Raw genomic sequence first — 26,291 nt, 5'->3', positions numbered from 1 at the left:
CCCTACGCGCTTGATTTACTAGACGGACGGGATTTCGTCCGGCGGATTAAACAAAAAATTATCTAGAGAAGGAGAACATCATGCCTCTTATTTCCATGCGACAGCTGCTGGATTATGCCGCCGACCATCAGTTCGGTATGCCCGCGTTCAACGTCAACAATATGGAGCAGGTGCATGCCATCATGCAGGCTGCGCACGAGACCGACAGTCCGGTCATCATGCAGGGCTCCGCGGGTGCGCGTGCCTATGCCGGTGAGACCTTCCTGCGGCACCTGATCCTGGCGGCCCTGGAAGCCTATCCGCATATCCCCATCGTCATGCACCAGGATCACGGCACCTCCCCGGCCGTCTGCCTGCGCTCCATTCAGTCCGGCTTCTCGTCGGTGATGATGGACGGCTCGCTGATGACCGATGGCAAGACCCCATCCTCCTACGAGTACAATGTGGATGTCACCCGCCGGGTGGTGGAGATGGCCCATGCCGGTGGCGTGTCGGTGGAGGGCGAGCTGGGTTGTCTCGGCTCCCTGGAGACCGGCGAAGCGGGCGAGGAAGACGGCATTGGCGCCGTTGGCAAGCTGGATATGGACCAGCTGCTGACCGATCCCGAGCAGGCGGCCGACTTTGTCAAGCAGACCCAGGTGGATGCCCTGGCCATCGCCATCGGCACCTCCCACGGCGCCTACAAGTTCACCAAGAAACCGACCGGCGAGGTGTTACGCATCGACCGGATCAAGGAGATCCATCAGCGCATCCCCAACACCCACCTGGTGATGCATGGCTCCTCCTCGGTACCGCAGGAGTGGCTGGCCATTATCAACAACTTCGGTGGTGATATGGGCCAGACCTATGGCGTGCCCGTTGAAGAGATCGTCGAGGGTATCAAGCACGGAGTGCGCAAGGTCAATATCGATACCGATCTGCGCATGGCATCGACTGGCTCCATCCGTCGCCACCTGCACGAAAATACCTCCAACTTCGACCCACGCAAGTTCCTCAAAGAGGCGACCAAGGGCATGAAGGAGATCTGCAAGGCGCGCTATGAGGCGTTTGGTTGCAGCGGCCACGCATCGAAGATTCGTGCCCGATCCCTGGAAACCATGTTCGGTCTGTACGAGAGTGGCGAACTGGACCCGAAGATCAGCTGATCCGCGATCTTCCAGTCGTTTTTTCGAAGGGGTGCCCAAAAGCACCCCTTTTTTTATGGGAATCAGGATTTAGATTTTTACTCCTATGTCATAGAATCCATCGATAGTGCTCTGTCGGTGGCAAGGCTAGCGGATTGCGGAGGCGAGGAATAGGGCATGGTGAGCGGTCGTCTGGGGCGGCCCGCAACATAACAACGACAACAGGAAGGAGAAAAGATTGTGGTTGAGCACTACCAAGTGATCTATACCGGCCAGTTGCGGCTTGGCACCGAAATAAGCGACGCGATAGAGAATTTTTGCCAACGTTTCAAGGTGTCCGAGGAGAAGGCCAGGAAGGTTCTTTCATCAGCCCGTGAAGTGATACTGAAGAAGGCGCTGGAAAAAGAGAAGGCGGAAAAATACCTGCAGGCGCTGGAGGCGGTCGGCATGATCGTGCGCCTGGAACCGATGGAGCAGACGGCCAAGTCGGATGCACTCTCACTGGTGCCACTGGAGGATGGAGAAGCGGAAGCGGACAGCCCTACCGTGGCCTCGTTGAATACCGGGAAAGAACGCTCCCAGCGGGCGACCCCGACCTGCCCCAAATGCGGCTCGGAACAGCTGGAGAACGACACCTGCCTCAGTTGCGGTATCGTGATACCCAAATACCTAGCCAGACAGGCGGCTGCGGCCGAACAGACCACTTTTGTAGAATCGGCGAGTGAGGCGGAAGACCCCTATGCCGCACCCCGGGCCGAGCTGGTGGGTGAGGCGGAACGAGGCGAGCTGTCCGGCCCGATATCCCGGCCGATAGGCAACGGCTGGCAGTGGATCAGCCGGGGCTTCTGGCATTTCAAGCAGAACCCGCTGGCGTGGATTATCACCCTGGTGGTCTGGGTGGTGCTCTCGGTGGTGCTCAGTCTGGTGCCGTTTATCGGTTCGCTGGTGATTACCCTGGTTTCACCGGTGATCCTGGCCGGCCTGATGCTGGGGTGTGCCGCCCAGGAGCATGGAGGTGACTTTGAAATCAGTCACTTGTTTGCCGGTTTCTCCTCCAGCGTCGGTCAATTGGTGCTGGTCGGTCTGCTCTATCTGGTCGGCTTTATCGCCATTGCCTTTGTAATGGCCATGGTCGGTGGCGGGGTGATGATCGGTATGTTGGGGGGAATGGATGCCATGCAGAATTCCGATCCGGATGCGCTGCAGTCTGCCATGGGGGTTGGTTCGGTGGTGTTGGTGATGCTGGTGGCGTTTGGTCTCTCCATCCCGCTGATGATGGCTTACTGGTTTGCGCCCGCGCTGATTGCGATGGAAGGGATGTCGGCCCTCGCCGCCATGAAAATGAGTTTTTCCGGCTGCCTGAAGAATATCCTGCCGTTCCTGCTGTATGGTGTTGTGGCGCTGGTGATGTTCTTCATAGGCGCCATACCGGTGGGCCTGGGTCTGCTGGTGGTGATGCCGGTAATTACCGCCTCCATGTACACCGCCTATCGCGATATCTATTATCAATGAACGCTGTTTGATGCTCGACACCAGCCGCAGCTATGAGACGCCGGAGGGGATTGCGCTGAGTCTGCGCATTGCCGGACCGGTAGTACGTAGCTGCGCCTGGGCCATTGATATGCTGATCCGCGCCGGACTCTATCTGGCGATTGCCATCCCGTTCTCGTTTCTTGGTGGCCTGGGGTTTGGTATCAGCCTGGTGGTGTTCTTTGTCATCGAATGGTTTTACCCGGTGTTCTTTGAACTGCGGCAGGGCGCCACGCCGGGGAAAAAGGCTATGGGACTTGAGGTGATCCATGACAATGGGACACCGGTATCCTGGTCTGCATCGTTGATCAGGAATCTGTTACGGGCGGCCGACTTTCTCCCTTTCTTATATGCCACCGGACTGATTTCGATGCTGTTGAGCCGAAACTTTCAGCGTCTGGGTGATCTGGCGGCAGGCACCCTGGTGGTCTATAGGGACAAGGCCTCCGTGCGTCATGAAATGCAGTCTGTACCGCCCGTCCAGCCGCCCAATCACTTTACCAGTGAAGAGAAACAAACCCTGCTGGCATTTGCCGAACGCGCGCCGCTGTTAACCGCGGCACGGCGCATTGAATTGGCGGAAATTCTGACCGATCTGAGCGGTCGAAGGGGTGAGCCGGCGGTGTCCGAGCTGCTAGCCTACGCCAGTTGGCTGGCGCAGGGACAAGGGCGCTAGCATGCGGCAACTGGGCTTCGAGCAGCAGCATCGGGACCATTGGGAACGGTTAAGGCTGCTGCTGGATGACCTTGATCGCGCGCGACGCAAACGCCAGCACACGGCTGCTGAGCTGGCATCCCTGCCCAAACTCTACCGGGAACTCTGTAATCACTATGCGATTGCCCGAAGCCGCCACTACAGTCCGGCGCTGGAGCAGCAGTTGCACGAGTTGGTGTTGCGCGGCCATCGCCAGCTCTATTCGGGCCGCAGCGCCGAGCTGTGGCGCCTGGTGCAGTTCATCGCTTATGGCTTTCCCCGCGCCTTGCGCCGTCATATCGGCTACTTCTGGCTCGCGGCGGCACTGTTGACCCTGCCAGGATTACTGGTGGGCAGCTTCTGCTATCTGCAACCCGAGTTGATCTACAGTGTAATGGATGAGGATCAGGTGGCCGGCATGGAATCAATGTATGACCCGGCGAACCGTAAACCGGGCCGGTCGCTGGAGCGCGGCGCGGAGACCGACCTGATGATGTTCGGTCACTATATCTCGAATAATATCGGTATCGGGTTTCGCACCTTTGCCGGTGGCATGCTGTTTGGCCTGGGGACCGCGCTGCTGCTGCTGTTCAATGGTGTGGTCATCGGTGCCGTGGCGGGTCATTTGACCCGGATCGGTTATCAGGACACGTTTTGGCCTTTTGTCAGCGGTCACGGCGCGTTTGAATTGACCGCCATTGTGATTTGCGGTGCCTCCGGGCTGCTGCTCGGACATGCCCTGATCGCACCGGGGCCGCTGACCCGGCTGGAGGCGCTGAAACTGCGCGCCCGGGAAGCGCTGCCGCTGGTGATGGGGGCCGCCTTCATGCTGCTGATCGCTGCCTTTATCGAGGCGTTCTGGTCCTCCAGTCCGGTGGCCGGTGAAATCAAATATGGCGTGGCCGGTCTGTTCTGGATACTGGTACTGCTCTATCTGGGACTTGCCGGCAGGAAAGCCCATGGAACTGGATAGGATTGCGGTGATCGTTCGTCCCCGCACCTCCTGGGAGGCGGTTGACCTCGGCTTTGCCATGGCCCGGTCCTGGTTTGTTCCGCTCTGGCTGCTCTGGCTGGCCCTGGCACTGCCGGTCTATCTGCTGTCCGCACTGTTTTTTGCCGACCAGCCGTCCTGGGCGATTCTCATCGTCTGGTGGTGTAAACCGGTCTACGAACCGCTGCTTTTGTTCTGGCTGAGTCGCGCCCTGTTTGCCGACAGGATCGGCGCCCGCACCCTGATCCGGCAGGCGTTCAGCGTCATCCGTCCGCAGCTGATCGCCAACCTGACCTGGCGCCGCTTCAATCCGAATCGCTCGTTCAACATGCCGGTGACGGTACTGGAAAAACTCAAGGGCAAGGCGCGAAAAAAGCGCATCGCGGTATTGAGCCGGGGACAGCAGGCGAGTACCTGGCTGACTATCGTTGGGCTGGTGTTTGAACTCATACTGCAGCTCTCCTTCATCTTTCTGATCATCGTCATGCTGCCGGAGGAGTTGCGCTGGCTGGATCTGGACGGCTTTTTGTTTAACCCCGGACCACTGGAGCAATGGTTGCAGCATCTGGGAGACCTGCTCGCCATGTCATTGATTGCCCCGTTCTACGTGGCGGCCGGTTTTTCACTCTACCTGACCCGGCGTACCGATCTGGAGGCGTGGGATATCGAGATCGCCTTCCGCCGCCTGATCGGTAGAAAGCACGGCGGAAGGCAGACCCGTCGTGTCGGGTTGTCGGGCAGGGCAATTATTCTGCTGCTGTGTGGCACGCTACTGTCCGCTGGCTATACATCCGATCTGCAGGCCGCGGCAATGGAGGCGGCAGAGGCGAAGACGGTGATCGATCAAGTATTGGCGGACGAGGCGTTCGGCCAGCGCAAACAAGTGACTTACTGGAAATATATCGGCGCAAAAGACGAAGCACCAGGCGCCCCGGAGGATTTGCCCTGGCTGGTGAAGTGGATACTGGAAGTGCTGGAGGGTTTCACCCAGGGCTTTGCCGCGTTTGGCAAGGCACTGCTGCTGATCGTGGCGGGGGTGCTGCTGACCTGGCTGCTGTATAAGGCCTGGGCCAATCGGGAGTACCTGGTCATCCGTCAGCCGCCAACCGCAAGGCAGCGGCAGCGGCCGGCCCGCCTGTTCGGCCTGCCGTTGGATGCCGGGTCACTGCCAGCCGATATTGCCGGGGAGTGTCGAAGTTTGTTGCAGCAAGGGGATGTTCGGGGGGGCTTGAGCCTGCTCTACCGGGGCGTGCTGATGGCGCTGCTGGAGCATGACCGCCTGGAGATACCGGACAGTGCCACAGAGGGGGAGTGTATCGAGCGGGTGCGGGCGGTCTGTCCCGAGGACCAGAGTGCATACTTTGTGCGCCTCACGGGGTTATGGATAGGGGCCGCCTATGGCCATCAGGCACCGGATGAGCGGCAGGTGAGCGGGCTCTGCGGTGAATGGGAGCGGCTGTTTGGCCGGGTGACTGATGGTGCGGAATAAGCTGATATGGACGTCGATTGCCGCGCTGCTGTTACTGCTCGCAGGCTGGGGAATGCGGTGGTTTTCCGCCAACTTTGAACAGCGTACCCGGGAGGTGGTTGAAGGGATGTCGCCGGCGGCAAAAAGAAACCCGCTGCTGGCGGCCGAGCGTTTCCTGAATCGCATCCATGTGGTGACCGAGAGTGTCAGTGGCCGGGATCGGCTGCTGAATCCACCGGCGGAACCGGGCCTGCTGCTGGTCTACCGGCTGGGCGTGAGCCTGCCGGCCGAGCGCGAGCAGACACTGCTGGCGTGGGTGAGGCAGGGCGGTCATCTGTTGATCACGCCACAGGATGCCTGGGACGAAGAGGCGGAAACCAGTGGCAACAGCCTGCTGGATACGCTGGGCGTCCAGCTGGTTTTACGGGACAGCGGGCAGGATCAGTCCGATGAGCCGGATGCGGAGTCGTCCGCCGATGGTTCGGACAAACCAGCGCCGCTACGCTTCGAGATGCCCGGGGTAGACGAGCCGATTGCCGTGGCTTTTAGCGAGCGGCGCGTGCTGTTTGACAGCCTAGGGCACGCGGACTGGAAGGTTGAGACCAACGAGGGTGGGCATCTGCTGCAATACGCGCTTGGACAGGGAAGGATCACGGTGATCAGTGATCTGCAGCCGTTTTCCAATCCGTCGATTGGTGAGCATGATCACGCCCTGCTGCTTGCCCTGCTGGTGGGTGATCAGCAACATGCCTGGCTGCTATACAGCAGCGCCATGCCGGCCCTGCCGATACTGCTCTGGCGACGGGCCCCCGGCCTGGTTATATCGCTGCTCGCGCTGGGGGTGCTGCTGGTCTGGTCGCTGACCCTGCGCAGCGGGCCGGTCAGGTCGGTAGGGCGGCCGGTCCGGCGTAACCTGATGGAACACCTGGCGGCAGTGGGGGGCTACCTCTGGCGCACCGATCAGGCAGCCGGGGCCTTCCTGCATTCCCAGGCGGCGCTGGAGCAGGCATGGCGACGGCGCCATCCGGTGCTGGGGGCGATGGAACAGGCCGCGCGCTGTCAATGGATTGCGCGACATGTCGGGCTGCCCACGCAGCAGGTGGAGCAGGCGCTCTATGGCGAATACCAGGGGGAGCAGGGATTTATCCAGGTGACGGCCATACAACAGAGGCTGGCGGCACAGCTGCGGATACAGAAAGAACAGACTTCAAACGGGGAGAAGGACAGTGGATGAGGAAACGAACGGGACCGATCAGACAGCCGGCGGTTTGTCTCAGGAAATACAGGACCAGGTCCAGGGGCTGGAGCGTGAGGTGCAACGCGCCGTTATCGGCCAGATCCGGGTGATCCGGGAGGTCATTGTCGGTCTGCTGGCGGCCGGGCATGTGTTGGTGGAAGGGGTCCCGGGACTGGGCAAGACACTGCTGGTGCGGGCGCTTGCGGCCGCCGTGGGTGGCCATTTCAGCCGGGTACAGTTCACCCCGGATCTGATGCCCAGCGATATCAGCGGACATGTGATGTTCGATATGAAGCGGGATGCCTTTCGGGTGCGCAAGGGGCCGGTATTCTGTAATTTCCTGCTGGCGGACGAGATCAACCGCGCGCCGGCCAAGACCCAGTCCGCCCTGCTGGAAGTGATGCAGGAGCAGCAGGTCACCATTGAGGGCAACTCTTATCCGCTACAACTGCCGTTTCTGGTGTTGGCGACACAAAACCCGATCGAGCAGGAGGGCACCTATCCCCTGCCACAGGCCCAGCTGGACCGTTTCCTGCTCAAGGTGTTCATCGATTATCCCGCTCAGGAAGAAGAGCAGGCGCTGGTGCAGCATGTTACCAACGGCGCGGTGGGTGATCAGCTGGATATCTCGCAAGTGCAGACGCTACTGCAACCGGACCAGGTACTGAACCTGCAGCGGGCGGCGGCGGGACTGCGGGTGGATGAGCAGATTGTCGCCTACGCGGTGCGGATTGTGCGCACGGCACGGGACTGGAGCGGCGTGGAGGTGGGGCCGGGACCGCGGGGGAGTATCTCCCTGCTGCGCGCCGCCCGTGCCCATGCCCTGTTGGCGGGAAACAACTTCGTCACCCCGGACGATGTGAAGGGGGTCGCGACCGCGGTGTTGCGCCATCGCATGAAGCTGGCCACCGATCTGGAGATCGAAGGCTACCGTCCCGATGATGTACTGGCCGATATCCTGGTTAACGTGGATGCGCCCCGGGTATGACCCCCAGCCGGTCACTGCTCTGGACCGCTCTCGCCGTCAGCCTGACGGCCCTGCTGGCGGTCTTTTACCCGGCACTGTATGACCCCTGGCAGGTGCTGTGCTGGGTAATTGGCGGCGTGCTGCTGCTGGATGCCGTGCTGGCACGAAAGACCCCGGGGATGACGGTCAGTCGTACCCTGCGACACAGTATTCCGGTCGGAGTCTGGTCGAAAGTGGGCCTGACCCTGGAGAATGTGGACTCGCGCCCCCTCAGGCTGTCGCTGCATGACCATTATCCGCCCGGATTCGACAGCCAATCCATGCCCTGTTCACTGGATCTCCCGGCGCACTGCACGGGGCGGGTCGAGTATCGGGTCAAGCCGCTCCGGCGCGGCGATGCCGAGTTCAACGGGTGTGATGTAATCGCCGTGTCTCCACTGGGATTCTGGCGTAAACGGCACTTCTATCCATTGGCCGAACGGGTCAAGGTGTTCCCCGATTTCCAGGAGATCGGGCGTTATGCCCTGCTGGCAACCGATCATCGGCTCAGCCAGATGGGCGTACGGCGGCGCCAGCGGCGCGGGCAGGGTAACGATTTTCATCAGTTGCGCGAATACCGTGCCGGCGATGCCCTGCGTCAGATCGACTGGAAGGCCAGTTCGCGCTATCGCAAGCTGATCTCCAAGGAGTACCAGGACGAGCGTGATCAGCAGGTGCTGTTTCTGCTCGATTGTGGTCGTCGCATGCATCACGAGGAGTCCGGCCGGGTACATCTGGATCAGGCGCTGAACGCCATGCTGTTGCTGGCCCATGTGGCAGCACAGCAGGGGGACGCGGTGGGTCTGCTCACCTTTGGTGGCACCGACCGCTGGCTGCCGCCACGCAAAGGGGCTGGAGTGGTCAGGGAACTGCTGTCGCGTACCTATGACCTGATGGCGGGGCAGGACGCGGCCGATTTCCTGTTGGCCGCAAAACAGCTGATGTCGCTGCAGCAGCGCCGGGCGCTGGTGGTGCTGCTGACCAACACCCGGGATGAAGAGCATGCCGACCTGATTGGAGCGATTCAGCTGCTGAAACGGCGCCATCTGGTGGTAGTGGCCAATCTGCGCGAGTCGATACTGGACGAGGTCCTGGAACGACCGGTGAGTGATCTGGACGGGGCGCTGGAGTTTCATACGGTCAACGAGTATCTGGAGAGTCGGCGGAAGAGTCTGGAGAATCTGCGCCACCAGGGGGTATTGACCCTGGACCTGCAGGCGCCCCAGTTGCCGGTGGCCCTGGTGAATGGCTATCTGATGATCAAGGCGTCGGGTTCACTCTGATCAGGTTACGGGAACAAACTACAGATTACCGGCCAGATGACGCTATAGCAGTTAACAGGGATGGGGGAATACAACAGGACAGAGAGTGGTTGTGCAGGAGGTAGTGATGGCACTGTTTGGCATGGGTGAACAAAAGAGGCGGTTGATTGAGCTGGAAGAGGAGAACAAGCGACTCTGCCAGGAGATGGAGCGATACAGGGCTGAACTGGCGGCTCGGAATGAAGAGCTGGAGCGCCTGCGGGTTAGCGCTGGTATGGAGGCGCAACTGGATAGCCTGATGCGCTATGAGAATGAAAACCTGAAACTGGGGCTGGTGGATATCCAGGGAAACCTGGCAGGATCGGTTGGTGCCGCCAAACACTCACTGGCCGGATTCGGTGAAATCAACCGGGAATTCAAGACACTTTCCAGTCATATTCAGCAGATCACCGCGGATCTTGGCAATCTTTCTGAGGTGTCAGAGCGGTCTGGTGAATCGGTGTCGGATATGTCTTCCCGGGCCGGTGAGATCAGCTCTATTCTGGCCCTGATCAAGGGGATTGCCGAGCAGACCAACCTGCTGGCGCTCAATGCGGCTATTGAGGCGGCACGTGCCGGTGAACAGGGGCGTGGCTTTGCCGTGGTTGCCGATGAAGTACGTGGACTGGCCGACAAGACCCAGGCGGCGATTACCGAAATCAATGATGTGATTCAGACGATGCAGGACAACGTCAAGTCGGTCTCCCAGGCATCGGTACAGGTGATCGAGAAGGTGGGCAAGGTCACGGTGGCGGTCAGTGGTTTTCAGCAGGATCTGGGCAAGATGGGGAGTGGGGTGCAGTCCTATTTTGATGATGTCACCCTGATGACTGACAACGTTTTTCTCAGTCTGGCCAAGCTGGATCATGTGCTCTGGAAGGTCAATACCTACCTCTCGGTCAATATGAACGAACCGGCCTTTAATTTCGTGGATCATCACAACTGTCGTCTGGGCAAGTGGTATTACGAAGGGGACGGCAAGGAGTATTTCTCCCATTCAAATCACTATAAGCAGATTGAGCAGCCTCACTCGGTAGTTCATCAGGGAACCAAAGGGGTGTTTGAACTGCTGGGCGGGGAACAGCGTGATTATCCGGCCCTGTTGCAGGCGTTTCACGTGATGGAGGAGAACAGCCAGAAGGTGTTTGAAATGCTCGACCGGGTAGAGGCGGATGCCAAGCAGGACGGGCGATAATCTGCATATTCGGCGACTCGATCCAGGCCCGCCTCCAGCGCTGCTAAGCATAGGGCACACCGCCCGCCCTATGATTCTTGGTCATCCGGTGCCGGTTGGCTTGCGAATCGCACCGTTGCCGGAATCCCGGCCAGGTACGCTGAGCCATTCGGACGAAATCCGGGGCGCCATAGCGGTGTGTCTTAATAGAGCGGCAGCGGCGGCTCATCCAGCAACCTGAGCTGCTGCTCCAGCTCGCCCAGATGAGCTTGCCAGTATTGATGGGTATGAAACCAGGGAAAGGCTTGGGGAAAGGCCGGATCGCACCAGCGTCGTGCCAGCCAGGCGGCATAGTGGATCATGCGCAGGGTGCGCAGTGGTTCGATCAGTGCGACCTCCCGTCCATCCAGTTCCCGGAAGGTTTCATAGCCCTCGCGGATATAACTTAATTGCAGCGCCATCTCCTGGCGGTCACCGGACAACAGCATCCACAGGTCCTGAATCGCCGGGCCACTGCGGCAGTCATCCATGTCCACGAAGTGCGGACCCTGCTCGGTCCAGAGAATGTTGCCCGGATGGCAGTCACCATGCAGGCGGATCACCCGGCAATCCCGGGTGGCGGCAAACGCCTCGTCGATGCGCTGCTGCAGCGCTTCGGTGATTCGCCGGTAGCCCGATTCCAGCTCGAGTGGTATACAGCCCTCGGCCAACAGGTAGTCAGCAGATGCCCGGCCCATCTGGTCCGGGTCGATGATGGGGCGATGCTTGAACGGCTGGGCCGCGCCGAGCAGGTGGATGCGGGCGATGAAGCGGCCGATCCACTCCAGGTTGTCGGGGTTTTCCAGCTCCGGCCAGCGCCCGCCACGACGGGGGAACAGGGCAAAACGGTAACCCTGGAAGCGGTGCAGGGTGTTGCCCTGGGCATCCGTCAGGGGTGCTACCACCGGGATCTCATCGGCGGCCAGTGCCAGGGTGAAGTTATGCTCCTCCTGGATGCTGGCATCACTCCAACGCTCTGGCCGATAGAATTTGGCCACCAGGGGCGGTGCCTCGTCCATGCCGATCTGATAGACCCGGTTTTCGTAACTGTTCAGCGCCAGCATGCCCCCGCTCGGCTGATAGCCGACGGATTCCAGTGCGCAGAGGATGGTTTCGGGTGTCAGGTCGGCGTAGGGTGTTTGCGCCTCAGACATCGAATCCCGCCTGGCGCAGCGCCCGCTGCAGCTGGCGCGGTTCGAAGCCCTGGATCTGTTGTTCGCCGACCGTGATCAGCGGCACGCCGCGCCCGCCGGCGCGCATGAAGTCGAGCTGGGCGCGTCGGTTACGCTCCACGTCCTGCTCTGTAAAAGGGATATGGTGCTCCTGCAGATATGCCTTGGCGCGCCGGCAGTGGCTGCAGTTGCGGCTGCTGTAGAGGGTGATGCGTGTCTGTCGCTTTTTCATGGTTCAAATCACCCGGTGAATGTGGGCCGGTGTCACTCCATTCGATTTCGCGGGGTGGATAAGCCGGTAGGCGTACCCACCCTGCGTGGTTCTGACCCAGGGATCAACGGCCAGTCAGGATGCTTTCGGCCTCGCGGTATTTTTCGGCAGTCCTGCTGATTACCTCGTCCGGCAGTACCGGTCCCGGCGGGGTTTTGTCCCAGTCCAGTGTCTCCAGGTAATCGCGTACAAACTGCTTGTCGAAACTCGGCGGGCTGATGCCTGGCTGGTACTGGTCGGCTGGCCAGAAACGGGAGGAGTCGGGGGTCAGCACCTCATCGATCAGATAAAGCTGGCCCTGGTCATCCAGGCCGAATTCGAATTTGGTGTCGGCGATGATAATGCCTTTCTGCAGCGCGTAGTCGGCGCACTCGCTGTAAATGCGCAGGCTCGCCTCGCGCACCCGATTGGCCATCTCTTCGCCAATCAGCTCCACCATCTGGTCGAAGCTGATGTTCTCATCATGATCGCCCACTTCGGCCTTGGACGAAGGGGTAAAGATCGGTTCCGGCAACTTGTCGGCCTGGCGCAGTCCCTCCGGCAGGCGGATACCGCAAACTTCGCCGGTTTTCTGATAATCCTTCCAGCCTGAACCGATGATATAGCCGCGCACAATCGCTTCCACCGGCAGGGGTTTCAGCTTGCGTACCACGATGGCCCGGTCACCCAGCATGGCCCGCTGGGCGGGGTCCGGTACCACCTGCTCCAACGGCAGATCAGACAGGTGATTGGGCAGTATGGAGCGGGTGCGCTCGAACCAGAAGTTGGCTACCCGGGTCAGCACCTCGCCCTTGCCGGGGATCGGTTGTGGCAGCACCACATCGAAGGCCGACAAGCGGTCGCTGGCGACGATCAGCATGTGCCCCTCGTCGATATCAAAAATATCCCTCACCTTGCCGCGGTTCAGCAGCTTCAGGTGGGGCAGATCGGTCTCAAACAGTGCGTCAGCTTGGCTCATAGTAGTGAAACTTGGTGACTGAAAAGGGGGAGCGATTATACCCTGAACCTGCGGCTCTTTATAATCCCTTAATACATTTTGATTACAAATTGTCCGATTGCTGTGGGAGACTGCAGCAGTGCTGACGGAAGCGGGAACCTGGGTACTATGACTGTAGAAGATAGCGAATTCATGTCCGCCTTTCGCGGAAGCTTCACCTCGGCGCTGCGCTGGCCGCAGCTGGATGCGCTCTGGGATCTGTTGCGCACGGACAGTGGCGCTGACTGGTTTATCTATGCAGTGGGCGAGTCTCCACCGGAAGTTCCCGCAACCCCGGAGGAGCTGCTGCGTTTTATCGATGAGATGGACCGGTTCCTGCACCGGGAACACGATGAAGATTACTGCGGAATTGTCTATGCCGATAATCTGCAGCAGCCGACCTTTATCAAGATTTATGATCCGCACAATCTGGGCGTCTCCTGCGGCTACAGTGACAACCCGCCGTTGCCGGGTTGGGTATTGAGTAAAATCCCTCCCTGTGATCTCCCTTCGACCCGTGTCCTGCCGAACAATCGCAAGCGCTGGTGGCGGCAGCTATTTGGCTAAGGTAAATCCATTCTAAAAGTGCTAGACTAGAAAACCTAGTAAATAACTATGAAATTAAAGTAACGGGAGGCATGTTTCATGAGTGCGGTATCCATGAATCAAGCGATATACAAAACACAAGAGACCATGGAGGTCCTGCGGGTCTGGCGATTGGGTGTCGAGCAGGTCTGTTTTGTCCTGGGTCTGCCGGAGACCCGGTTAAGAAAACTCAACCGGTTGGGACAGAGTGAGGCGTTTCCCGATGATCCGGAGATTCAGCGCCGTGCCGCCTATGTGCGACGCATCGCCCAGGCGCTGCACACCAGTTATCCCACCAATCCCACCATGGGTGGGCGCTGGCTGCGCCAGACCCACCGTCGCCTTGGTCGGGCGCCGCTGTCACTGATCCTGGAGCAGGGTGAGGGCGGTCTGGAGCAGGTACTGGCGGAGCTGGATTGCACCTTCTGCTGGGAACAGAACAGCACCCGGCCCTCGTGACTGTCAGTTGTCCGGGTTGAGTGCCTTTGACAGGCCGATGCGCCAATCTTCCACAAACTGATCGATCGATGCCACAAAGTCGGGGTCGTGTTCGCTGCGGTTGATGGTGCAGTGGATGGTGATGTTTTCCGGTTCCGCGGTGATGGTCCATGCCAGCGCGTTGGGGCACCCGGGCAGCGTGAAGCGAACGCCATCCCGGATCTCCTCACGGTTCACCGTGAAGGTGCCCCAGACGCAATAGATCCGCCCCTGCTCTCCCTGCTGTTCCAGCAGGGTGTCGATCGAGGCGCATAGCTGCGGCAGTCGATCCAGAACAATCAGATCCTGCAGCCGGGTCGTCCCGAGTTCACTCTTGAGTTGCCGGTAAAACTCCATGCCGGACTTACTGCTGCTTTTCCCGGCGTTTCAGCCAGACCTCAAGGCCCTGGGCGCAGAGGGCGATGTCCATGCCGAGGACTTCGTCGATCTCGACATCACTCAGCTGCGATCCATGCTGCCTGAGTCGGTCACGATAGTAGTGCGTCAACCCTTCACGAATCTGTTGTTCCCGCTGCTCGCCGCCGGCATTGAGCGCGATGGCGACATAGTCGTCAATCTCTTCATGCAGCGCCACCGCCCGCAGCGCGGGCTGGTCCACCCGGCAGAAATGGGTCAGAAACAGTTGCGTCGGATTGAGATGGGTGAGTCGGTTCAGTGAGTCGTGCCACGCCTCCGGGTCAAAGTCGATGGGAGTCGAGGGGAGGAACATGAAGGGGCCCTGGTCGGTATCCAGCTCCCGGTAGGAGATGCCGAAGGTGTCGCCGGTGAACAGGCCACGGCTCTGCTCGTCCCAGACGCAAAAATGGTGCCGCGCATGCCCCAGGGTGTGAATGCAGCGCAGCTTGCGCCCGGCAAGGGAGACCTCGAAACCATCCTCCGCCTCAATGGTGCGTTCTTCCGGCACCGGCAGGATGGTACCGTAGCGCTCCTTGAATACCTCCTCGCCGTAGACGGCGATGGTGCCGGCGATGATCTTTTCCGGATGGTTCATGTGGCGGGCGCCCATGGGGTGGATAATCATCTGCGCATTGGGTAACAGGGCCATCAGCTGTCCGGTTCCGCCGGCGTGGTCCAGGTGAACGTGGGTGGGGATGACGTACTTCACCTGTTCGGGACGGATGCCACGCAGGTCGAGCAGTTCCATCACCGCCGGTGCGACGTGTGAAGTGCCGGTGTCGATCAATGCCGCCTCGTCACCCTGCTGGATCAGATAACAGCCATCCAGATTGGGGCGATAATAGAAGGTGTCGATGCAGAAAATGCCCTGTCCCAGGTCTTGATAGGAGAGTTTCACGATTTCAGCTCACGGGTTGCCTTACGTCAGGCGGTGGACTTTGCCATGTATGGCCGGGTCGGGCAAGGTGCTATTGACCCGGTAATTTTTGTGTATAAACGCTATTGGGGTTACTGAGCAGTTTTTATTATTGGATGGATTTTCAAGGCATGCGGGAATCAGTTTGTTTCCGTATCCTTTGGCTATAGTAGTTAAAGAAACACTTTAAGGAGATTCGGCATGGGTTCACATATCTACAAGAAAGTCGAGCTGGTGGGTACATCCAGCGAGAGTTCCGACAAGGCGGTTGAAAATGCCCTGGAGCACGCGGCCAAAAGCATACGTAACATGGACTGGTTCGAGGTGGTGGAGACGCGCGGCCATGTGGTGGACGGCAAGGTCGCCCACTGGCAGGTGGTAATCAAGGTGGGGTTCCGGCTGGAAGGTTAGCCGGGGTATCGCGCGCGGCACACCCCCTATGATCAGATCAGCGACTGAGCAGCATCTCCAGCAGGGCCTTCTGGGAGTGCATGCGGTTTTCCGCCTCGTCCCAGACCACGCTGTCCGCGCGGTCGATCACTGAGGCGGTCACCTCTTCGCCCCGATGCGCTGGCAGGCAGTGCATGAACAGTGCATCCGGCTGGGCCTGTGCCATCAGCTGGTCGTTCACCTGGTAATTGGCGAAGGTGATTTCGCGCTGTCTTTGCTCCTCTTCCTGGCCCATGCTGGCCCACACGTCCGTTACCACCAGATCTGCGCCGCTGGCCGCGTCCATCGGGTTGCGGATCACCTGGCAGCGGTCTCCCGCCGCCTGCAGAATCTCCGGGTCAGGTTCATGCCCTTCGGGACAAGCGATATTCAGCTTGAAATCAAACTGTCGGGCGGCGTTGATGTAGGAGTGGCACATGTTGTTGCCGTCTCCTACCCAGACGACGGACTTGCCGGCGATGTCGCCGCGATGTTCGAAATAAGTCTGCATGTCGGCCAGCAACTGACAAGGATGCAGCAGGTCGGTCAGGGCGTTGATCACCGGCACCCGGGAGTGGGCCGCAAACAGCTCCACCTTGTCGTGCTCGAAGGTGCGGATCATGACACAGTCCACCATGCGGGAGATCACCCGGGCGCTGTCCTCGATTGGTTCACCGCGTCCCAGTTGGGTATCCCGTGACGACAGAAACAGGGCATGCCCGCCGAGCTGGGTAATGCCCGCCTCGAAGGAGATCCGGGTACGGGTCGAGGATTTCTCGAAAATCATCCCCAGAGTCTGGTTTTTCAGCGGCTCGTGCAACTCGCCGGCGCGCAGAATCCGTTTAAGCTCGGTGGCCCGGCGCACCAGTGCGCGCAGCTCATCGGGCGAGAGATCCAGCAGCGACAGAAAATGTCTGACGGGTTTATTGGCTTGGGCTGTCATAATCGTCTACCTTGCGCAGGTGTTACGCCTCAATCGCTCTGCTCAGTCAGGAAATCCCGGATCAGGGTGGAGAGGGTTTGCACCAGTTTGGCAGCCTCTTTGTCACTCATGATCAGTGGTGGCAGCAAGCGGATGACGGTGTCCGCGGTGACATTGATCAGCAGGCCCTGCTCCAGGGCTTGTTTGACCAGTTCGCCGCAGGGGCGCTCCAGTTCGATACCGATCAACAGGCCCTGCCCGCGGATCTCCTCCACGCCGGCAACATCCGTCAGGGCATCGGCAAAGTCGGCCAGCAGCTTTGCCCCCAGTACTTCGGCCCGGGCGGTAAGATTGAACTGCTCGACCGTCTCGACCACTGCCAGTCCAACCCGACAGGCCAGCGGGCTACCGCCAAAGGTGGTGCCGTGGTTGCCCGGTCCCAGGAGGTTGGCGGCCCGGCCGTTCACCAGGCAGGCACCGATCGGCATACCGTTTCCAAGCGCCTTGGCCAGGGTCATGACGTCGGGCACGATCCCCTGATGCTGATGAGAAAAGAATTTGCCGCTGCGGCCGATACCGGTCTGGATCTCGTCCAGCATCATCAGCCATTCGTGCTCATTGCATATCTGGCGGATCTGGGGCAGGTAGTCATCGGCGGGGATATTGATGCCGCCCTCGCCCTGCACCGGTTCCACCAGTACGGCGACCACGTTCGGGCTGTTCTCCGCGACATTTTTCAGGCTGTCAATATCACCAAACGGGATGCGCACGAAGCCCTGAACCAGTGGCTCAAAGCCGGCCTGCACCTTGCGATTGCCGGTAGCGGTCAGGGTGGCCAGGGTGCGACCATGGAAGCTTTTTTCCATGACCACGATGGCCGGGTTCTGAATCCCCTTCTGATTGCCGTAGAAGCGGGCGATCTTGATCGCTGCCTCGTTGGCTTCGGCGCCGGAGTTGGCAAAAAACACCTGCTGCATGCCCGCAAGGGCGGTCAGTTTTTCACCCAGTTTCTCCTGTAGCGGGATCTGGTAAAGGTTGGACGTGTGTAACAGTGTGCCGGCCTGATCGCAGATGGCCTTCTGGATGGCGGGATGGGCATGCCCGAGACCGCATACGGCGATGCCGGAAAGGGCGTCCAGATAGCGTTTCCCCTCGGTGTCCCAGAGCCAAACCCCATCACCCCGTTCAAAACTCACGGGAAGCCTGTTATATGTGGCCATCAAAGCGTTGGACATGGTCGTTATCCTTAAGGTCTCCAAACCGGGAAGAGCAGTATTCAGTCGCCTCAGGCGAGGCGCAAATAGCCAAGAAAACCGTCAATACTATGAGTATTGGTCGTGGATGGCAAGAGAGACGGACCGCCGAATTGGCTTGCACAAGCGGGATGATAGGACTACCCTCCACGCCGGGAGTCGGCCGGATGGTCGCTGCCTTGAAAAAGGCGGAGGAAAGTCCGGGCTCCGACGGGCAGGGTGCCAGGTAACGCCTGGGGGGCGCGAGCCTACGGAAAGTGCCACAGAAAATATACCGCCACCGATCCACGGATCGGTTGGTAAGGGTGAAATGGTGCGGTAAGAGCGCACCGCGCTGCTGGTAACAGCAGTGGCAGGGTAAACCCCACCCGGAGCAAGACCAAATAGGGGGGCAGGCGATTCGATCGCCACGTGTGGCCCGCACGGTCCCCGGGTAGGTCGCTTGAGGTGCGCGGTGACGCGCATCCCAGATGAATGACCATTCAAGACAGAACCCGGCTTACAGGCCGACTCCCAACCAATTCCCTGGCAGGGCAGAGGTATCTGCTCCTGCGTTAGTGATTTTCCTCCTCCCTCTCTCGTTAATGCTGCTGATGGCCGATTGCCATATCTCCGTCGATCCGTTTTACCTGGAAAAGTGGAGCTTATGCGTAAAACAGGGCTTAAATTCAATATATCTTTATAAGTTACTTTAACTCCGCATTTTATCGCGCTGTTTTTTATTGTCTTGTGCGCCTGTTTTTTCTTTAAGCGACGCCCCTAACCCTCTGTCTTTAAAGGAACTTTCTCCTGTTTTGGTGGGATGGTTTCCTTGACAATACCTAATTTGAGTACCTATTATGGGGATAAGTGGGTAAAAGTGGATTTTTCTGGAAATCGGAATTCCAAAAAAGGGGGACTCGTTCATTGTTTCGGGGTGTTAACAGACTCAACCTGGATGCCAAAGGGCGTTTGGCTGTGCCGACGCGTTATCGCGAGCGGCTGCAGGAGGGTTGTGCCTCGGAATTGGTAGTGACGATAGACCGTGATCATTGTCTATTAATCTACCCGCTGCCTGAATGGCAGGAGATTGAACGAAAGCTGATGAAACTTCCCTCCTTTAACAAGGCGGCTCGCAATCTGCAGCGTCTGCTGGTGGGGCATGCCACCGAGGTTGAGATGGATGGTCAGGGGCGCGTTTTGCTGCCCCCCGCCCTACGGGATTTTGCTCGTTTGGAGAAGCACGTCGTGCTGATCGGGCAGGGCAACAAGTTTGAGTTGTGGGATGAGGATCGCTGGAACAGCCAACGAGCTGATTGGCTGGATGAGGTGAATCTGGAAGACCTCGATTTACCAGCCGACTTAGAAACGCTCTCGATATAGTCATGGCCAACACGGACACACATCTGCCGGTGCTCTTCCACGAGACGCTGGAGGCGCTGAATATTATACCGGGCGGCATTTATATCGACGGCACCTTCGGGCGTGGCGGTCACAGCGCGGCCATATTGGAGAGGCTGGGTAGGGCGGGGCGTTTGCTGGCAATTGACAAGGATCCGGATGCGGTTACATACGCCCGGAGTATGTTTGGGGATGATGCGCGGTTTGAAATACAGCAGGGCTCTTTTGCCGATCTGCAGCGTTTTTCCGATGCGGCGGGGGTTGATGGGCAGGTCAACGGTGTGTTGCTGGATCTGGGAGTCTCTTCGCCTCAGTTGGATCGGGCCGAGCGGGGTTTCAGCTTTCTTAATGATGGGCCATTGGACATGCGCATGGATAACAGTACCGGTGTCAGTGCGGCTGATTGGTTGAAGGTGGCTGAGGCCGATGAGATGGCGCAGATATTCAAGACATATGGCGAAGAGCGTTTCGCCCGGCGGATTGCCCGTGCCATCGTCGAGGCACGGATCGAGCAGCCTATCGTGACGACTCGGCGCTTGGCTGAAATTGTCTCGGCGGCCAATCCCTCCTGGGAAAAGGGCAAGCATCCCGCGACCCGCTGTTTTCAGGCCATCCGTATCCATATTAACCGGGAGCTTGATGACCTGAAGACCTGTCTTGATCAGTCCTTGCGGGTTCTGGCGCCGGGTGGGCGTCTGGCGGTGATCAGTTTTCATTCGCTGGAGGACCGGATAGTCAAGCGCTTCATGCGCGATGCGGAACGGGGTGATCGTTTTCCCGCCGGTATTCCGGTGACTGAGCAGCAGCGCAATTCACGTCTTGCCCTGATTGGCAAAGCGATCAAGCCCTCGCTTCGGGAGGTGGAAGAGAATCCGCGCGCACGCAGTGCCGTGTTGCGGGTAGCAGAGCGAAAGCAGTGAACCGGGGTCAGTTGATCATATTGCTGTTTCTGGCCTTTAGTCTGCTGTTGACTTCGACCGGAGTGGTGTATTCGAAATACGCCACCCGTAAACAGTTTGTGGCGTTGCAGATGTTGCGCGCCGAGCGTGACGCGATAGAGGTGGAGTGGGGGCGGTTGCAATTGGAACAGAGTACCTGGGCTACCCATGCACGGGTCGAGAAGATTGCCCGCAAGCGGTTAAAAATGCACATACCGACGGCCGAGGAGGTCGTGGTGGTGAAACCATAGACATGAGTGGGAAAACCAGAAACAGGCGTCAGAAGAATGCCCGCCGGGTTGAGCTGGCCCTGCCGAGCTATCGCGCCCGGCGCTGGACCCTGCTGGGCCTGTTGTCGCTCTCCGCCTCCCTGTTGGTCTGGCGTGCGGTTGACCAGCAGATCTTTGAAACCGACTTTCTGCAGAATGAGGGGCAGCGCCGCTATCTCCGGGTGGTGGAGATGCCGGCCCATCGCGGCATGATCAAGGACCGTTTCGGTGCCCCCGTGGCCATCAGTACCCCGGTCGATTCCATCTGGGCCAATCCCCGCACCCTGTCGCCGGATCGTCGGGTGTTGGTGCCGGTGGCACAAATACTCGAGATGGATCTGGATCATCTGCGCCAGTTGCTGGCGCGTCGCAGTGATCGCTCGTTTGTCTATCTGAAGCGACGGGTCAATCCCGACAGAGCCAAACGTTTGATGGACTATGTGGCGGAAAACGATATCTCGGGCATTGGCCTGCAGCGCGAATATCGCCGTTATTATCCTGACGGTGAGGTGTTCGCCCATGTGGTTGGCTTTACCAATATAGACGATCAGGGTCAGGAGGGGCTGGAGCTGGCCTACGACGAGTGGTTGCAGGGAACTGCCGGCCGCAAGCGGGTGATTCAGGACGGGCGTGCCCGGGCCGTGAAGGATGTGGAGAACATCCTGGAGCCACAGGCCGGCAAGGAGTTGGTGACATCGATCGACCGGCGTCTGCAGTTTCTTGCCTATCGCGAACTGAAGGGCGCGGTGCAGCGGAACAAGGCAAAGTCCGGCTCCGCAGTTATTCTAGACGCCCGCAATGGCGAGATTCTGGCCATGGTGAACCAGCCGGCCTATAACCCGAACGGCACCAAGTCCGGCAAGGCCGGTCGTTTTCGCAACCGTGCGGTTACCGACGTGTTCGAGCCCGGATCCACGGTAAAGCCCTTTACCATTGCCGCCGCGCTGGAGTCGGGCCGTTACACCCCCGGTACGGTGATCGATACCACCCCGGGTACCTTTCGGGTCGGCCGGAATCTGGTGCGGGATCATCGCGACTACGGTCGTATCGATCTGGCCCGGGTGATCCTGAAGTCCAGCAATGTGGGGGTCAGCAAGATCGCCCTGGATCTGCCCAAGGACAAGTTCTGGGGCTTTTTCTCACGGGTTGGTTTTGGTGATCCCACCAGTACCGGGTTTCCCGGCGAAGTGACCGGCCAGCTGGCGCCCTACCGCCGCTGGGCGGAGATCGATCAGGCAACCCTGGCGTTCGGTTATGGTCTCTCGGTAACCGCCCTGCAACTGGCACGCGCCTATGGCGTGCTGGCCAGCGATGGTATCCGCTACCCGGTGTCCCTGCTGCGCCAGGATGCGCCGGTTAAGGGTGAGCGGGTCATGCGTGCATCCACGGCCCGGGCGGTGCGCAAAATGATGGAGGCGGTGGTGACTGATGAGGGCACGGCACCGGCCGCGGCCGTTACCGGTTACCGGGTGGCCGGTAAGACAGGAACAGCAAAAAAGAGCATTAGCGGTGGTTATGCCGACGACCGTTATATCTCGGTGTTCGCCGGCATTGCGCCGGCCAGCGATCCACGCCTGGTGATGGTGGTGATGATCGATGAACCGACAGCTGGAAAATATTACGGCGGTTCCGTGGCCGCACCGGTGTTTTCGCAAGTGATGACCGGCGCCTTGCGGCTGCTCAACATTGCCCCCGATGCCCTGGATGACTCAGTGGTCAAACTGGCCGGCAGCGGAGGTGGCGGGTGATGGTGGCCATGTCACATAACCACAGTTGCCGGTTATCCCGGCTGCTTGACGGCTGGGTCGATGCCGCCGCACTGGCGGATCGGGAAATCAGCGATATTACCCTGGACAGTCGGCAAATCCGTGAGGGATCGCTGTTTCTGGCCTGTGCGGGGATCGCCCATCATGGGCTTGAATTTCTCCAGCAGGCGGTGGATCGCGGAGCAGCCGCGGTGGCTTGTGAGCCAGATGCGCGTTGGACCCTGGACGATATCCGGGAGCTGGCGCGGACGGCGCGGATACCGCTGTATGCGATCAGCGGATTGAGCCAACAGGTTAGCGCCATCGCCGGACGTTTTTATGCCGATCCCAGTCACCGCCTGGTGGTGTTCGGCATCACCGGCACCAACGGGAAGACCAGCTGCAGCCATTTCCTGGCCCAGGTGTTCAGCCCGGAGCATCTCTGCGGATTGATCGGGACCATCGGTAACGGTTTGCCGGGTGCGCTGGAAAATGCCAGCCATACCACGCCTGATGCGGTCAATCTGCAGGCCCAGCTGTGGGATCTGGAAAACCGCGGCGCCGACATGGTGGCCATGGAGGTCTCCTCCCACGCCCTGGATCAGGGGCGAGCCGCCGCCGTGCGTTTTGATGTCGCCCTGTTGACCAACCTGACCCAGGATCATCTCGATTATCACGCCAGTATGGAAGGGTACGCCGACGCCAAGCTGCGCCTGTTCACGGCCTGTGAGATCAATTGCGCGGTGCTCAACATGGATGACCCGTTTGCCGGCCGGGTGCTCTCCGTGCTGCCCGAGAGCGTGCGAAAAATCGGTTACAGCACGGATGCGGCCAATGTTCCGGAGACGGAATATTGGGTGAAGGCGACCCGCATCGTGCCGGAGGTTGAAGGCATGTCCCTGACCATCGATAGCAGTTGGGGGCGGGGTCAGTTCGCCAGCCGGCTGCTGGGTCGGTTCAATGCGAGCAATCTGCTGGCCGTGTTGGCTGTGCTGCTCTATCGCGGTATTCCGTTCGCCGCGGCGCTTGAGAAGCTGGCGCGGGTGGAGACAGTGGCCGGGCGCATGGAGCGCTTCGGCGGTGGCGAGTTGCCGCTGGTGGTGGTGGATTACGCCCATACCCCGGATGCCCTGGAGCACGCCCTGACCGCCCTGCGTGAACATGTGGGAGGCCGGTTGGTGTGCGTGTTCGGTTGCGGTGGTGACCGGGACCGGGGAAAACGGCCGTTGATGGGGGCTATTGCCGAGCGGCTGGCGGACCGGGTGATCGTTACTGATGACAATCCACGCAGTGAATCGGGTGATCGCATCGTCGCGGAGATCGTGTCCGGTATGGATCATACGGATCCTATCCAGATCGTGCGTGACCGCGCCGAGGCCATTGCCATGAGTATCCGTGAAGCGCTGCCGGGCGATCTGATTCTGATTGCCGGAAAGGGGCACGAGAGCTATCAGCTGGTGGGTGACCAGGTGCTTCATTTCAGTGACCGGGAGCAGGTGGAAAAGGTATTGCAGGAGGTGAGGCGATGATCGCATTCACGCTTGCTGAAATGGCGCCAGCCATCCACGCCCGGCACCTGGGCAGTGATAGTCGTTTTGCCGCCGTCAGCACCGATACCAGGACACTGGTTAACGGCGATCTGTTTGTGGCCCTGAAAGGCCCCAATTTCGATGGCCATGACTACCTCGATCAGGCGCTGGCGCAGGGTGCGGTCGCGGCCGTGGTGGATCATGAAATGCCCCTGGAGTGCCCGCAGCTGGTGGTGCCTGACACACGAATCGCGCTCGGGCTGATGGCGGCGGAGTGGCGTCAGAAAAGCACGGCACAGGTGATCGCGGTGACCGGCAGTAACGGCAAGACCACGGTCAAGGAGATGATCGCCGCCATCCTGAGCCGCAACGGCACGGTGCTGGCCACCCAGGGGAATCTGAACAACGACATCGGTCTGCCGCTGACCCTGATGAAACTGCAGGATGAGAAGTTTGCGGTCATTGAAATGGGCGCCAATCATCCGGGTGAAATTGCGTATCTGAGCAAAATCACCCGGCCGGATGTAGCGTTGCTGAATAATGCCTGCCGCTCGCACCTGGAAGGGTTCGGCACCCTGGAAGGGGTGGCCAAGGCGAAGAGCGAGATTGTTTCCGGGCTCGCCGAGACCGGCTGCTTCGTATTCAACGCCGATGACAATTTCGCGCCGTTCTGGGGTGGCGTCGCCGCGGGACGGCGTCTCTGCACATTCGGCATTCGTCAGCCGGCCGATATCAGCAGTCCGGGTAGCCTGGAGCTGCAATGGCATGCGCAGGGCTTCAGCAGTCGCTTTGCGGTGAATATACCGAACGGCAGTTTGACCATTGATCTGCCGCTGGCGGGGGAGCACAACCGCATGAACGCCCTGGCGGCTATTGCCGCGTCGCTACAGGTCGGAGCGAGCGAACAGAATATCGTTGACGGCTTGGCGTCAATCCGCCCGGTCAAGGGGCGGCTGCAACCGCTACAGGGTCGGCAGGGTGTCTGGTTGATCGATGACAGCTATAACGCTAATCCCGATTCTGTAGGTGCTGCCATCAATGTTCTTGCCCAGGCGCCGGGCCGTCGTTTTCTGGTACTGGGTGAACTGGGCGAATTGGGGCAGGGCACCCTGGGGTTCTACCGGGAGCTGGGCCAGCAGGCACAGGCGGCCGGGATCGACCATCTCTACGCCGTCGGTGAGGCGGGTGAGGCGGCCCAACAGATGACCCGGGGCGGCGCGGTTTTCGAGCATCGCGAGTCTTTGATTGAGAGGCTGCAGCAGGAGCTGCGCTCAGGTGACAGGGTGCTGGTCAAAGGCTCCCGTCGAGCCGGAATGGAAAAAGTCATCAACGCACTCGTCGACCGGGAGACAGACTGAGATGCTCGTTTACCTAACCGATTACCTGACCCAGTTCAACAGTGGCTTCAGTGTATTCCAGTATCTCACCCTGCGCGCCATCCTGGGCATACTCACGGCCCTGGCGATCTCGTTTATCGTGGGACCGGTGATGATCCGCCGCCTGACCCATCACCAGATTGGTCAGACCGTACGCAGCGATGGGCCCCAGAGTCATCTCTCCAAGGCAGGTACGCCGACCATGGGCGGTACCCTGCTGCTGGTGGCGGTGGCGGTCAGCACCCTGCTATGGGCCAACCTGGACAACCGCTATGTCTGGATCGTGATTCTGGTAACCCTGCTGTTCGGGCTGATCGGCTTCTACGACGACTATAAAAAACTGGTATTGAAGGATTCCCGGGGACTTTCGGCCCGTTACAAGTACTTGTGGCAGTCGCTGGTGGGTGCCGGCGCCGCCTATGCGCTCTACAGCACCTCGTCGCTACCGGCCGAAACTCAACTCATTATCCCGTTTGTGAAAAGCGTGGTGATCGACATGGGGCCCTGGTTTGTTCTGCTCAGCTATTTCGTGATTGTTGGCACTAGCAACGCGGTCAACCTGACAGACGGTCTGGATGGACTGGCGATCATGCCGACCGTACTGGTGGCTGGCGCGCTGGGTATTTTTGCTTATGCATCGGGTCATGCCCAGATCGCCAATTACCTGCTGATCCCTCATCTGCCCGGGGTTGGTGAAATGGTCATCTTCTGCGGCGCCCTGGTGGGTGCAGGGCTCGGATTTCTCTGGTTCAACGCCTATCCGGCCCAGGTATTTATGGGCGATGTGGGCGCTCTCGCACTGGGCGCCGCACTTGGCGTGGTGGCAGTGGTCGTTCGCCAGGAACTGGTGCTGTTGATCATGGGCGGCGTGTTCGTAATGGAAACCGTATCAGTGATGCTGCAGGTGGCTTCATTCAAGCTCACCGGACGGCGCATCTTCCGCATGGCGCCGCTGCATCACCATTTTGAATTGAAAGGTTGGCCGGAACCCCGGGTGATTGTGCGCTTCTGGATCGTCACGGTGATTCTGGTCCTGGTTGGGCTGGCGAGTCTGAAAATTCGTTAATGGAAC

26 protein-coding genes, 1 other RNA gene and 1 pseudogene are annotated in these 26,291 nt (G+C 59.7%); 21 read left to right on the top strand and 7 right to left on the bottom strand.

Translation table 11 applies throughout. The features are described from left to right. Positions 1-80: 80 nt before the first annotated feature. From fba to A3GO_RS26830, 10 genes and pseudogenes are all read left to right on the top strand, one after another. Positions 81-1,145, top strand: coding sequence for a class II fructose-bisphosphate aldolase (fba, locus tag A3GO_RS0110470; RefSeq protein ID WP_029133353.1), 1,065 nt, complete (start codon positions 81-83; stop codon positions 1,143-1,145). 219 nt (positions 1,146-1,364) lie between these two features. Then, complete coding sequence (locus tag A3GO_RS25335) at positions 1,365-2,636, top strand: BPSS1780 family membrane protein (RefSeq protein WP_051302158.1); 1,272 nt, start codon at positions 1,365-1,367, stop codon at positions 2,634-2,636. Between the two features lie 10 nt (positions 2,637-2,646). Then, positions 2,647-3,330, top strand: coding sequence for an RDD family protein (locus A3GO_RS0110460; protein ID WP_051302157.1), 684 nt, complete (start codon positions 2,647-2,649; stop codon positions 3,328-3,330). 1 nt (position 3,331) lies between these two features. After that, on the top strand, positions 3,332-4,321 hold the full coding sequence (locus tag A3GO_RS0110455) for a stage II sporulation protein M (protein ID WP_029133350.1): 990 nt from the start codon (positions 3,332-3,334) through the stop codon (positions 4,319-4,321). Then, the gene (locus A3GO_RS0110450; RefSeq protein ID WP_029133349.1) at positions 4,308-5,828 is read left to right on the top strand and encodes a DUF4129 domain-containing protein; all 1,521 of its coding nucleotides are present in this window, start codon (positions 4,308-4,310) and stop codon (positions 5,826-5,828) included. Before A3GO_RS0110455 ends, A3GO_RS0110450 begins: the two co-directional genes overlap by 14 nt. Further along, positions 5,815-7,041 (top strand): DUF4350 domain-containing protein, encoded by a 1,227-nt coding sequence (locus A3GO_RS0110445; RefSeq protein WP_029133348.1) that lies wholly within the window; start codon positions 5,815-5,817, stop codon positions 7,039-7,041. Before A3GO_RS0110450 ends, A3GO_RS0110445 begins: the two co-directional genes overlap by 14 nt. Further along, positions 7,034-8,032, top strand: coding sequence for an AAA family ATPase (locus A3GO_RS0110440; RefSeq protein ID WP_084609995.1), 999 nt, complete (start codon positions 7,034-7,036; stop codon positions 8,030-8,032). Before A3GO_RS0110445 ends, A3GO_RS0110440 begins: the two co-directional genes overlap by 8 nt. Then, on the top strand, positions 8,029-9,333 hold the full coding sequence (locus tag A3GO_RS0110435) for a DUF58 domain-containing protein (RefSeq protein ID WP_029133346.1): 1,305 nt from the start codon (positions 8,029-8,031) through the stop codon (positions 9,331-9,333). The genes A3GO_RS0110440 and A3GO_RS0110435 overlap by 4 nt, the downstream gene beginning before the upstream one ends. Before the next feature lie 529 nt (positions 9,334-9,862). Further along, positions 9,863-10,081, top strand: a pseudogene (locus A3GO_RS26835) (methyl-accepting chemotaxis protein); the annotation flags it as partial. A 54-nt stretch (positions 10,082-10,135) separates the two neighbouring features. Continuing rightward, positions 10,136-10,546 carry a CZB domain-containing protein gene (locus A3GO_RS26830; RefSeq protein WP_418064557.1) on the top strand — a complete coding sequence of 137 codons (411 nt, stop codon included), beginning with the start codon at positions 10,136-10,138 and terminating at the stop codon, positions 10,544-10,546. 182 nt (positions 10,547-10,728) lie between these two features. Here the strand turns inward: A3GO_RS26830 and A3GO_RS0110425 are convergent, their stop codons facing one another. From A3GO_RS0110425 to A3GO_RS0110415, 3 genes are all read right to left on the bottom strand, one after another. After that, positions 10,729-11,718: a serine/threonine protein kinase gene (locus tag A3GO_RS0110425; protein WP_029133345.1), complete on the bottom strand. Its 990-nt coding sequence runs from the start codon at positions 11,716-11,718 to the stop codon at positions 10,729-10,731. Further along, a complete protein-coding gene (locus A3GO_RS23530) occupies positions 11,711-11,968 on the bottom strand; it encodes a glutaredoxin family protein (RefSeq protein ID WP_051302151.1) in 258 nt (85 codons plus the stop codon). Before A3GO_RS23530 ends, A3GO_RS0110425 begins: the two co-directional genes overlap by 8 nt. A gap of 103 nt (positions 11,969-12,071) precedes the next feature. Next, a complete protein-coding gene (locus A3GO_RS0110415) occupies positions 12,072-12,965 on the bottom strand; it encodes a phosphoribosylaminoimidazolesuccinocarboxamide synthase (protein ID WP_029133344.1) in 894 nt (297 codons plus the stop codon). A gap of 147 nt (positions 12,966-13,112) precedes the next feature. Here A3GO_RS0110415 and A3GO_RS0110410 point away from each other — a divergent pair, with 147 nt between their 5' ends. Together A3GO_RS0110410 and A3GO_RS0110405 are read left to right on the top strand one after the other, a co-directional pair. After that, the gene (locus A3GO_RS0110410) at positions 13,113-13,550 is read left to right on the top strand and encodes a hypothetical protein (RefSeq protein ID WP_029133343.1); all 438 of its coding nucleotides are present in this window, start codon (positions 13,113-13,115) and stop codon (positions 13,548-13,550) included. A 93-nt stretch (positions 13,551-13,643) separates the two neighbouring features. Next, entirely contained in the window at positions 13,644-14,027 is a 384-nt protein-coding gene (locus A3GO_RS0110405) for an antitoxin Xre/MbcA/ParS toxin-binding domain-containing protein (protein WP_169720398.1), read from the top strand. 3 nt (positions 14,028-14,030) lie between these two features. Here the strand turns inward: A3GO_RS0110405 and A3GO_RS0110400 are convergent, their stop codons facing one another. Both A3GO_RS0110400 and A3GO_RS0110395 read right to left on the bottom strand, forming a co-directional pair. Next, positions 14,031-14,402 carry a hypothetical protein gene (locus A3GO_RS0110400; RefSeq protein WP_029133341.1) on the bottom strand — a complete coding sequence of 124 codons (372 nt, stop codon included), beginning with the start codon at positions 14,400-14,402 and terminating at the stop codon, positions 14,031-14,033. A gap of 7 nt (positions 14,403-14,409) precedes the next feature. Beyond that, positions 14,410-15,360 (bottom strand): MBL fold metallo-hydrolase, encoded by a 951-nt coding sequence (locus A3GO_RS0110395; protein WP_029133340.1) that lies wholly within the window; start codon positions 15,358-15,360, stop codon positions 14,410-14,412. A gap of 219 nt (positions 15,361-15,579) precedes the next feature. On the opposite strand from A3GO_RS0110395, the gene A3GO_RS0110390 reads away from it, so the two are divergent. Continuing rightward, on the top strand, positions 15,580-15,789 hold the full coding sequence (locus A3GO_RS0110390) for a dodecin (protein WP_029133339.1): 210 nt from the start codon (positions 15,580-15,582) through the stop codon (positions 15,787-15,789). A 37-nt stretch (positions 15,790-15,826) separates the two neighbouring features. Here A3GO_RS0110390 and argF read toward each other — a convergent pair whose 3' ends face one another. Together argF and A3GO_RS0110380 are read right to left on the bottom strand one after the other, a co-directional pair. Then, positions 15,827-16,750 (bottom strand): ornithine carbamoyltransferase, encoded by a 924-nt coding sequence (gene argF / locus A3GO_RS0110385; protein WP_037375132.1) that lies wholly within the window; start codon positions 16,748-16,750, stop codon positions 15,827-15,829. Between the two features lie 29 nt (positions 16,751-16,779). Then, positions 16,780-17,964 carry an aspartate aminotransferase family protein gene (locus A3GO_RS0110380; protein WP_029133337.1) on the bottom strand — a complete coding sequence of 395 codons (1,185 nt, stop codon included), beginning with the start codon at positions 17,962-17,964 and terminating at the stop codon, positions 16,780-16,782. A gap of 173 nt (positions 17,965-18,137) precedes the next feature. On the opposite strand from A3GO_RS0110380, the gene rnpB reads away from it, so the two are divergent. The 8 genes from rnpB (at position 18,138) to mraY (ending at position 26,285) form a co-directional block, all read left to right on the top strand. Beyond that, positions 18,138-18,500: RNase P RNA component class A (gene rnpB, locus A3GO_RS25350), an RNA gene on the top strand. Between the two features lie 388 nt (positions 18,501-18,888). Beyond that, positions 18,889-19,344, top strand: coding sequence for a division/cell wall cluster transcriptional repressor MraZ (gene mraZ / locus A3GO_RS0110375; RefSeq protein WP_029133336.1), 456 nt, complete (start codon positions 18,889-18,891; stop codon positions 19,342-19,344). Positions 19,345-19,346: 2 nt separating this feature from the next. Then, positions 19,347-20,282 carry a 16S rRNA (cytosine(1402)-N(4))-methyltransferase RsmH gene (gene rsmH, locus A3GO_RS0110370; RefSeq protein WP_029133335.1) on the top strand — a complete coding sequence of 312 codons (936 nt, stop codon included), beginning with the start codon at positions 19,347-19,349 and terminating at the stop codon, positions 20,280-20,282. Then, the gene (gene ftsL, locus A3GO_RS0110365) at positions 20,279-20,551 is read left to right on the top strand and encodes a cell division protein FtsL (protein ID WP_029133334.1); all 273 of its coding nucleotides are present in this window, start codon (positions 20,279-20,281) and stop codon (positions 20,549-20,551) included. Before rsmH ends, ftsL begins: the two co-directional genes overlap by 4 nt. A gap of 2 nt (positions 20,552-20,553) precedes the next feature. After that, a complete protein-coding gene (locus A3GO_RS0110360; RefSeq protein WP_037375130.1) occupies positions 20,554-22,317 on the top strand; it encodes a peptidoglycan D,D-transpeptidase FtsI family protein in 1,764 nt (587 codons plus the stop codon). A gap of 8 nt (positions 22,318-22,325) precedes the next feature. Then, positions 22,326-23,843: a UDP-N-acetylmuramoyl-L-alanyl-D-glutamate--2,6-diaminopimelate ligase gene (locus tag A3GO_RS0110355; protein WP_051302178.1), complete on the top strand. Its 1,518-nt coding sequence runs from the start codon at positions 22,326-22,328 to the stop codon at positions 23,841-23,843. After that, entirely contained in the window at positions 23,840-25,201 is a 1,362-nt protein-coding gene (locus A3GO_RS0110350; protein WP_037375129.1) for a UDP-N-acetylmuramoyl-tripeptide--D-alanyl-D-alanine ligase, read from the top strand. Before A3GO_RS0110355 ends, A3GO_RS0110350 begins: the two co-directional genes overlap by 4 nt. 1 nt (position 25,202) lies before the next feature. Then, positions 25,203-26,285: a phospho-N-acetylmuramoyl-pentapeptide-transferase gene (gene mraY, locus A3GO_RS0110345; RefSeq protein WP_029133330.1), complete on the top strand. Its 1,083-nt coding sequence runs from the start codon at positions 25,203-25,205 to the stop codon at positions 26,283-26,285. Positions 26,286-26,291 lie beyond the last annotated feature (6 nt).

It is taken from the genome of Sedimenticola selenatireducens DSM 17993 (assembly GCF_000428045.1).
Taxonomy (GTDB): domain Bacteria; phylum Pseudomonadota; class Gammaproteobacteria; order Chromatiales; family Chromatiaceae; genus Sedimenticola; species Sedimenticola selenatireducens.
This window is presented reverse-complemented; position numbering and strand designations above follow the sequence as displayed.

Coding starts and splice junctions, on each gene's coding strand:
- A3GO_RS0110355 (WP_051302178.1), top strand. CDS start 22,326: ATGTCACATAACCACAGTTGCCGGTTATCCCGGCTGCTTGACGGCTGG.
- fba (WP_029133353.1), top strand. CDS start 81: ATGCCTCTTATTTCCATGCGACAGCTGCTGGATTATGCCGCCGACCAT.
- A3GO_RS23530 (WP_051302151.1), bottom strand. CDS start 11,968: ATGAAAAAGCGACAGACACGCATCACCCTCTACAGCAGCCGCAACTGC.
- A3GO_RS0110390 (WP_029133339.1), top strand. CDS start 15,580: ATGGGTTCACATATCTACAAGAAAGTCGAGCTGGTGGGTACATCCAGC.
- A3GO_RS0110400 (WP_029133341.1), bottom strand. CDS start 14,402: ATGGAGTTTTACCGGCAACTCAAGAGTGAACTCGGGACGACCCGGCTG.
- A3GO_RS0110450 (WP_029133349.1), top strand. CDS start 4,308: ATGGAACTGGATAGGATTGCGGTGATCGTTCGTCCCCGCACCTCCTGG.
- A3GO_RS0110455 (WP_029133350.1), top strand. CDS start 3,332: ATGCGGCAACTGGGCTTCGAGCAGCAGCATCGGGACCATTGGGAACGG.
- A3GO_RS0110350 (WP_037375129.1), top strand. CDS start 23,840: ATGATCGCATTCACGCTTGCTGAAATGGCGCCAGCCATCCACGCCCGG.
- A3GO_RS0110410 (WP_029133343.1), top strand. CDS start 13,113: ATGACTGTAGAAGATAGCGAATTCATGTCCGCCTTTCGCGGAAGCTTC.
- A3GO_RS0110405 (WP_169720398.1), top strand. CDS start 13,644: ATGAATCAAGCGATATACAAAACACAAGAGACCATGGAGGTCCTGCGG.
- A3GO_RS0110380 (WP_029133337.1), bottom strand. CDS start 17,964: ATGTCCAACGCTTTGATGGCCACATATAACAGGCTTCCCGTGAGTTTT.
- A3GO_RS0110360 (WP_037375130.1), top strand. CDS start 20,554: ATGAGTGGGAAAACCAGAAACAGGCGTCAGAAGAATGCCCGCCGGGTT.
- argF (WP_037375132.1), bottom strand. CDS start 16,750: ATGACAGCCCAAGCCAATAAACCCGTCAGACATTTTCTGTCGCTGCTG.
- A3GO_RS0110445 (WP_029133348.1), top strand. CDS start 5,815: ATGGTGCGGAATAAGCTGATATGGACGTCGATTGCCGCGCTGCTGTTA.
- mraY (WP_029133330.1), top strand. CDS start 25,203: ATGCTCGTTTACCTAACCGATTACCTGACCCAGTTCAACAGTGGCTTC.
- A3GO_RS26830 (WP_418064557.1), top strand. CDS start 10,136: ATGGGGAGTGGGGTGCAGTCCTATTTTGATGATGTCACCCTGATGACT.
- rsmH (WP_029133335.1), top strand. CDS start 19,347: ATGGCCAACACGGACACACATCTGCCGGTGCTCTTCCACGAGACGCTG.
- A3GO_RS0110425 (WP_029133345.1), bottom strand. CDS start 11,718: ATGTCTGAGGCGCAAACACCCTACGCCGACCTGACACCCGAAACCATC.
- A3GO_RS0110415 (WP_029133344.1), bottom strand. CDS start 12,965: ATGAGCCAAGCTGACGCACTGTTTGAGACCGATCTGCCCCACCTGAAG.
- A3GO_RS0110460 (WP_051302157.1), top strand. CDS start 2,647: ATGCTCGACACCAGCCGCAGCTATGAGACGCCGGAGGGGATTGCGCTG.
- A3GO_RS0110435 (WP_029133346.1), top strand. CDS start 8,029: ATGACCCCCAGCCGGTCACTGCTCTGGACCGCTCTCGCCGTCAGCCTG.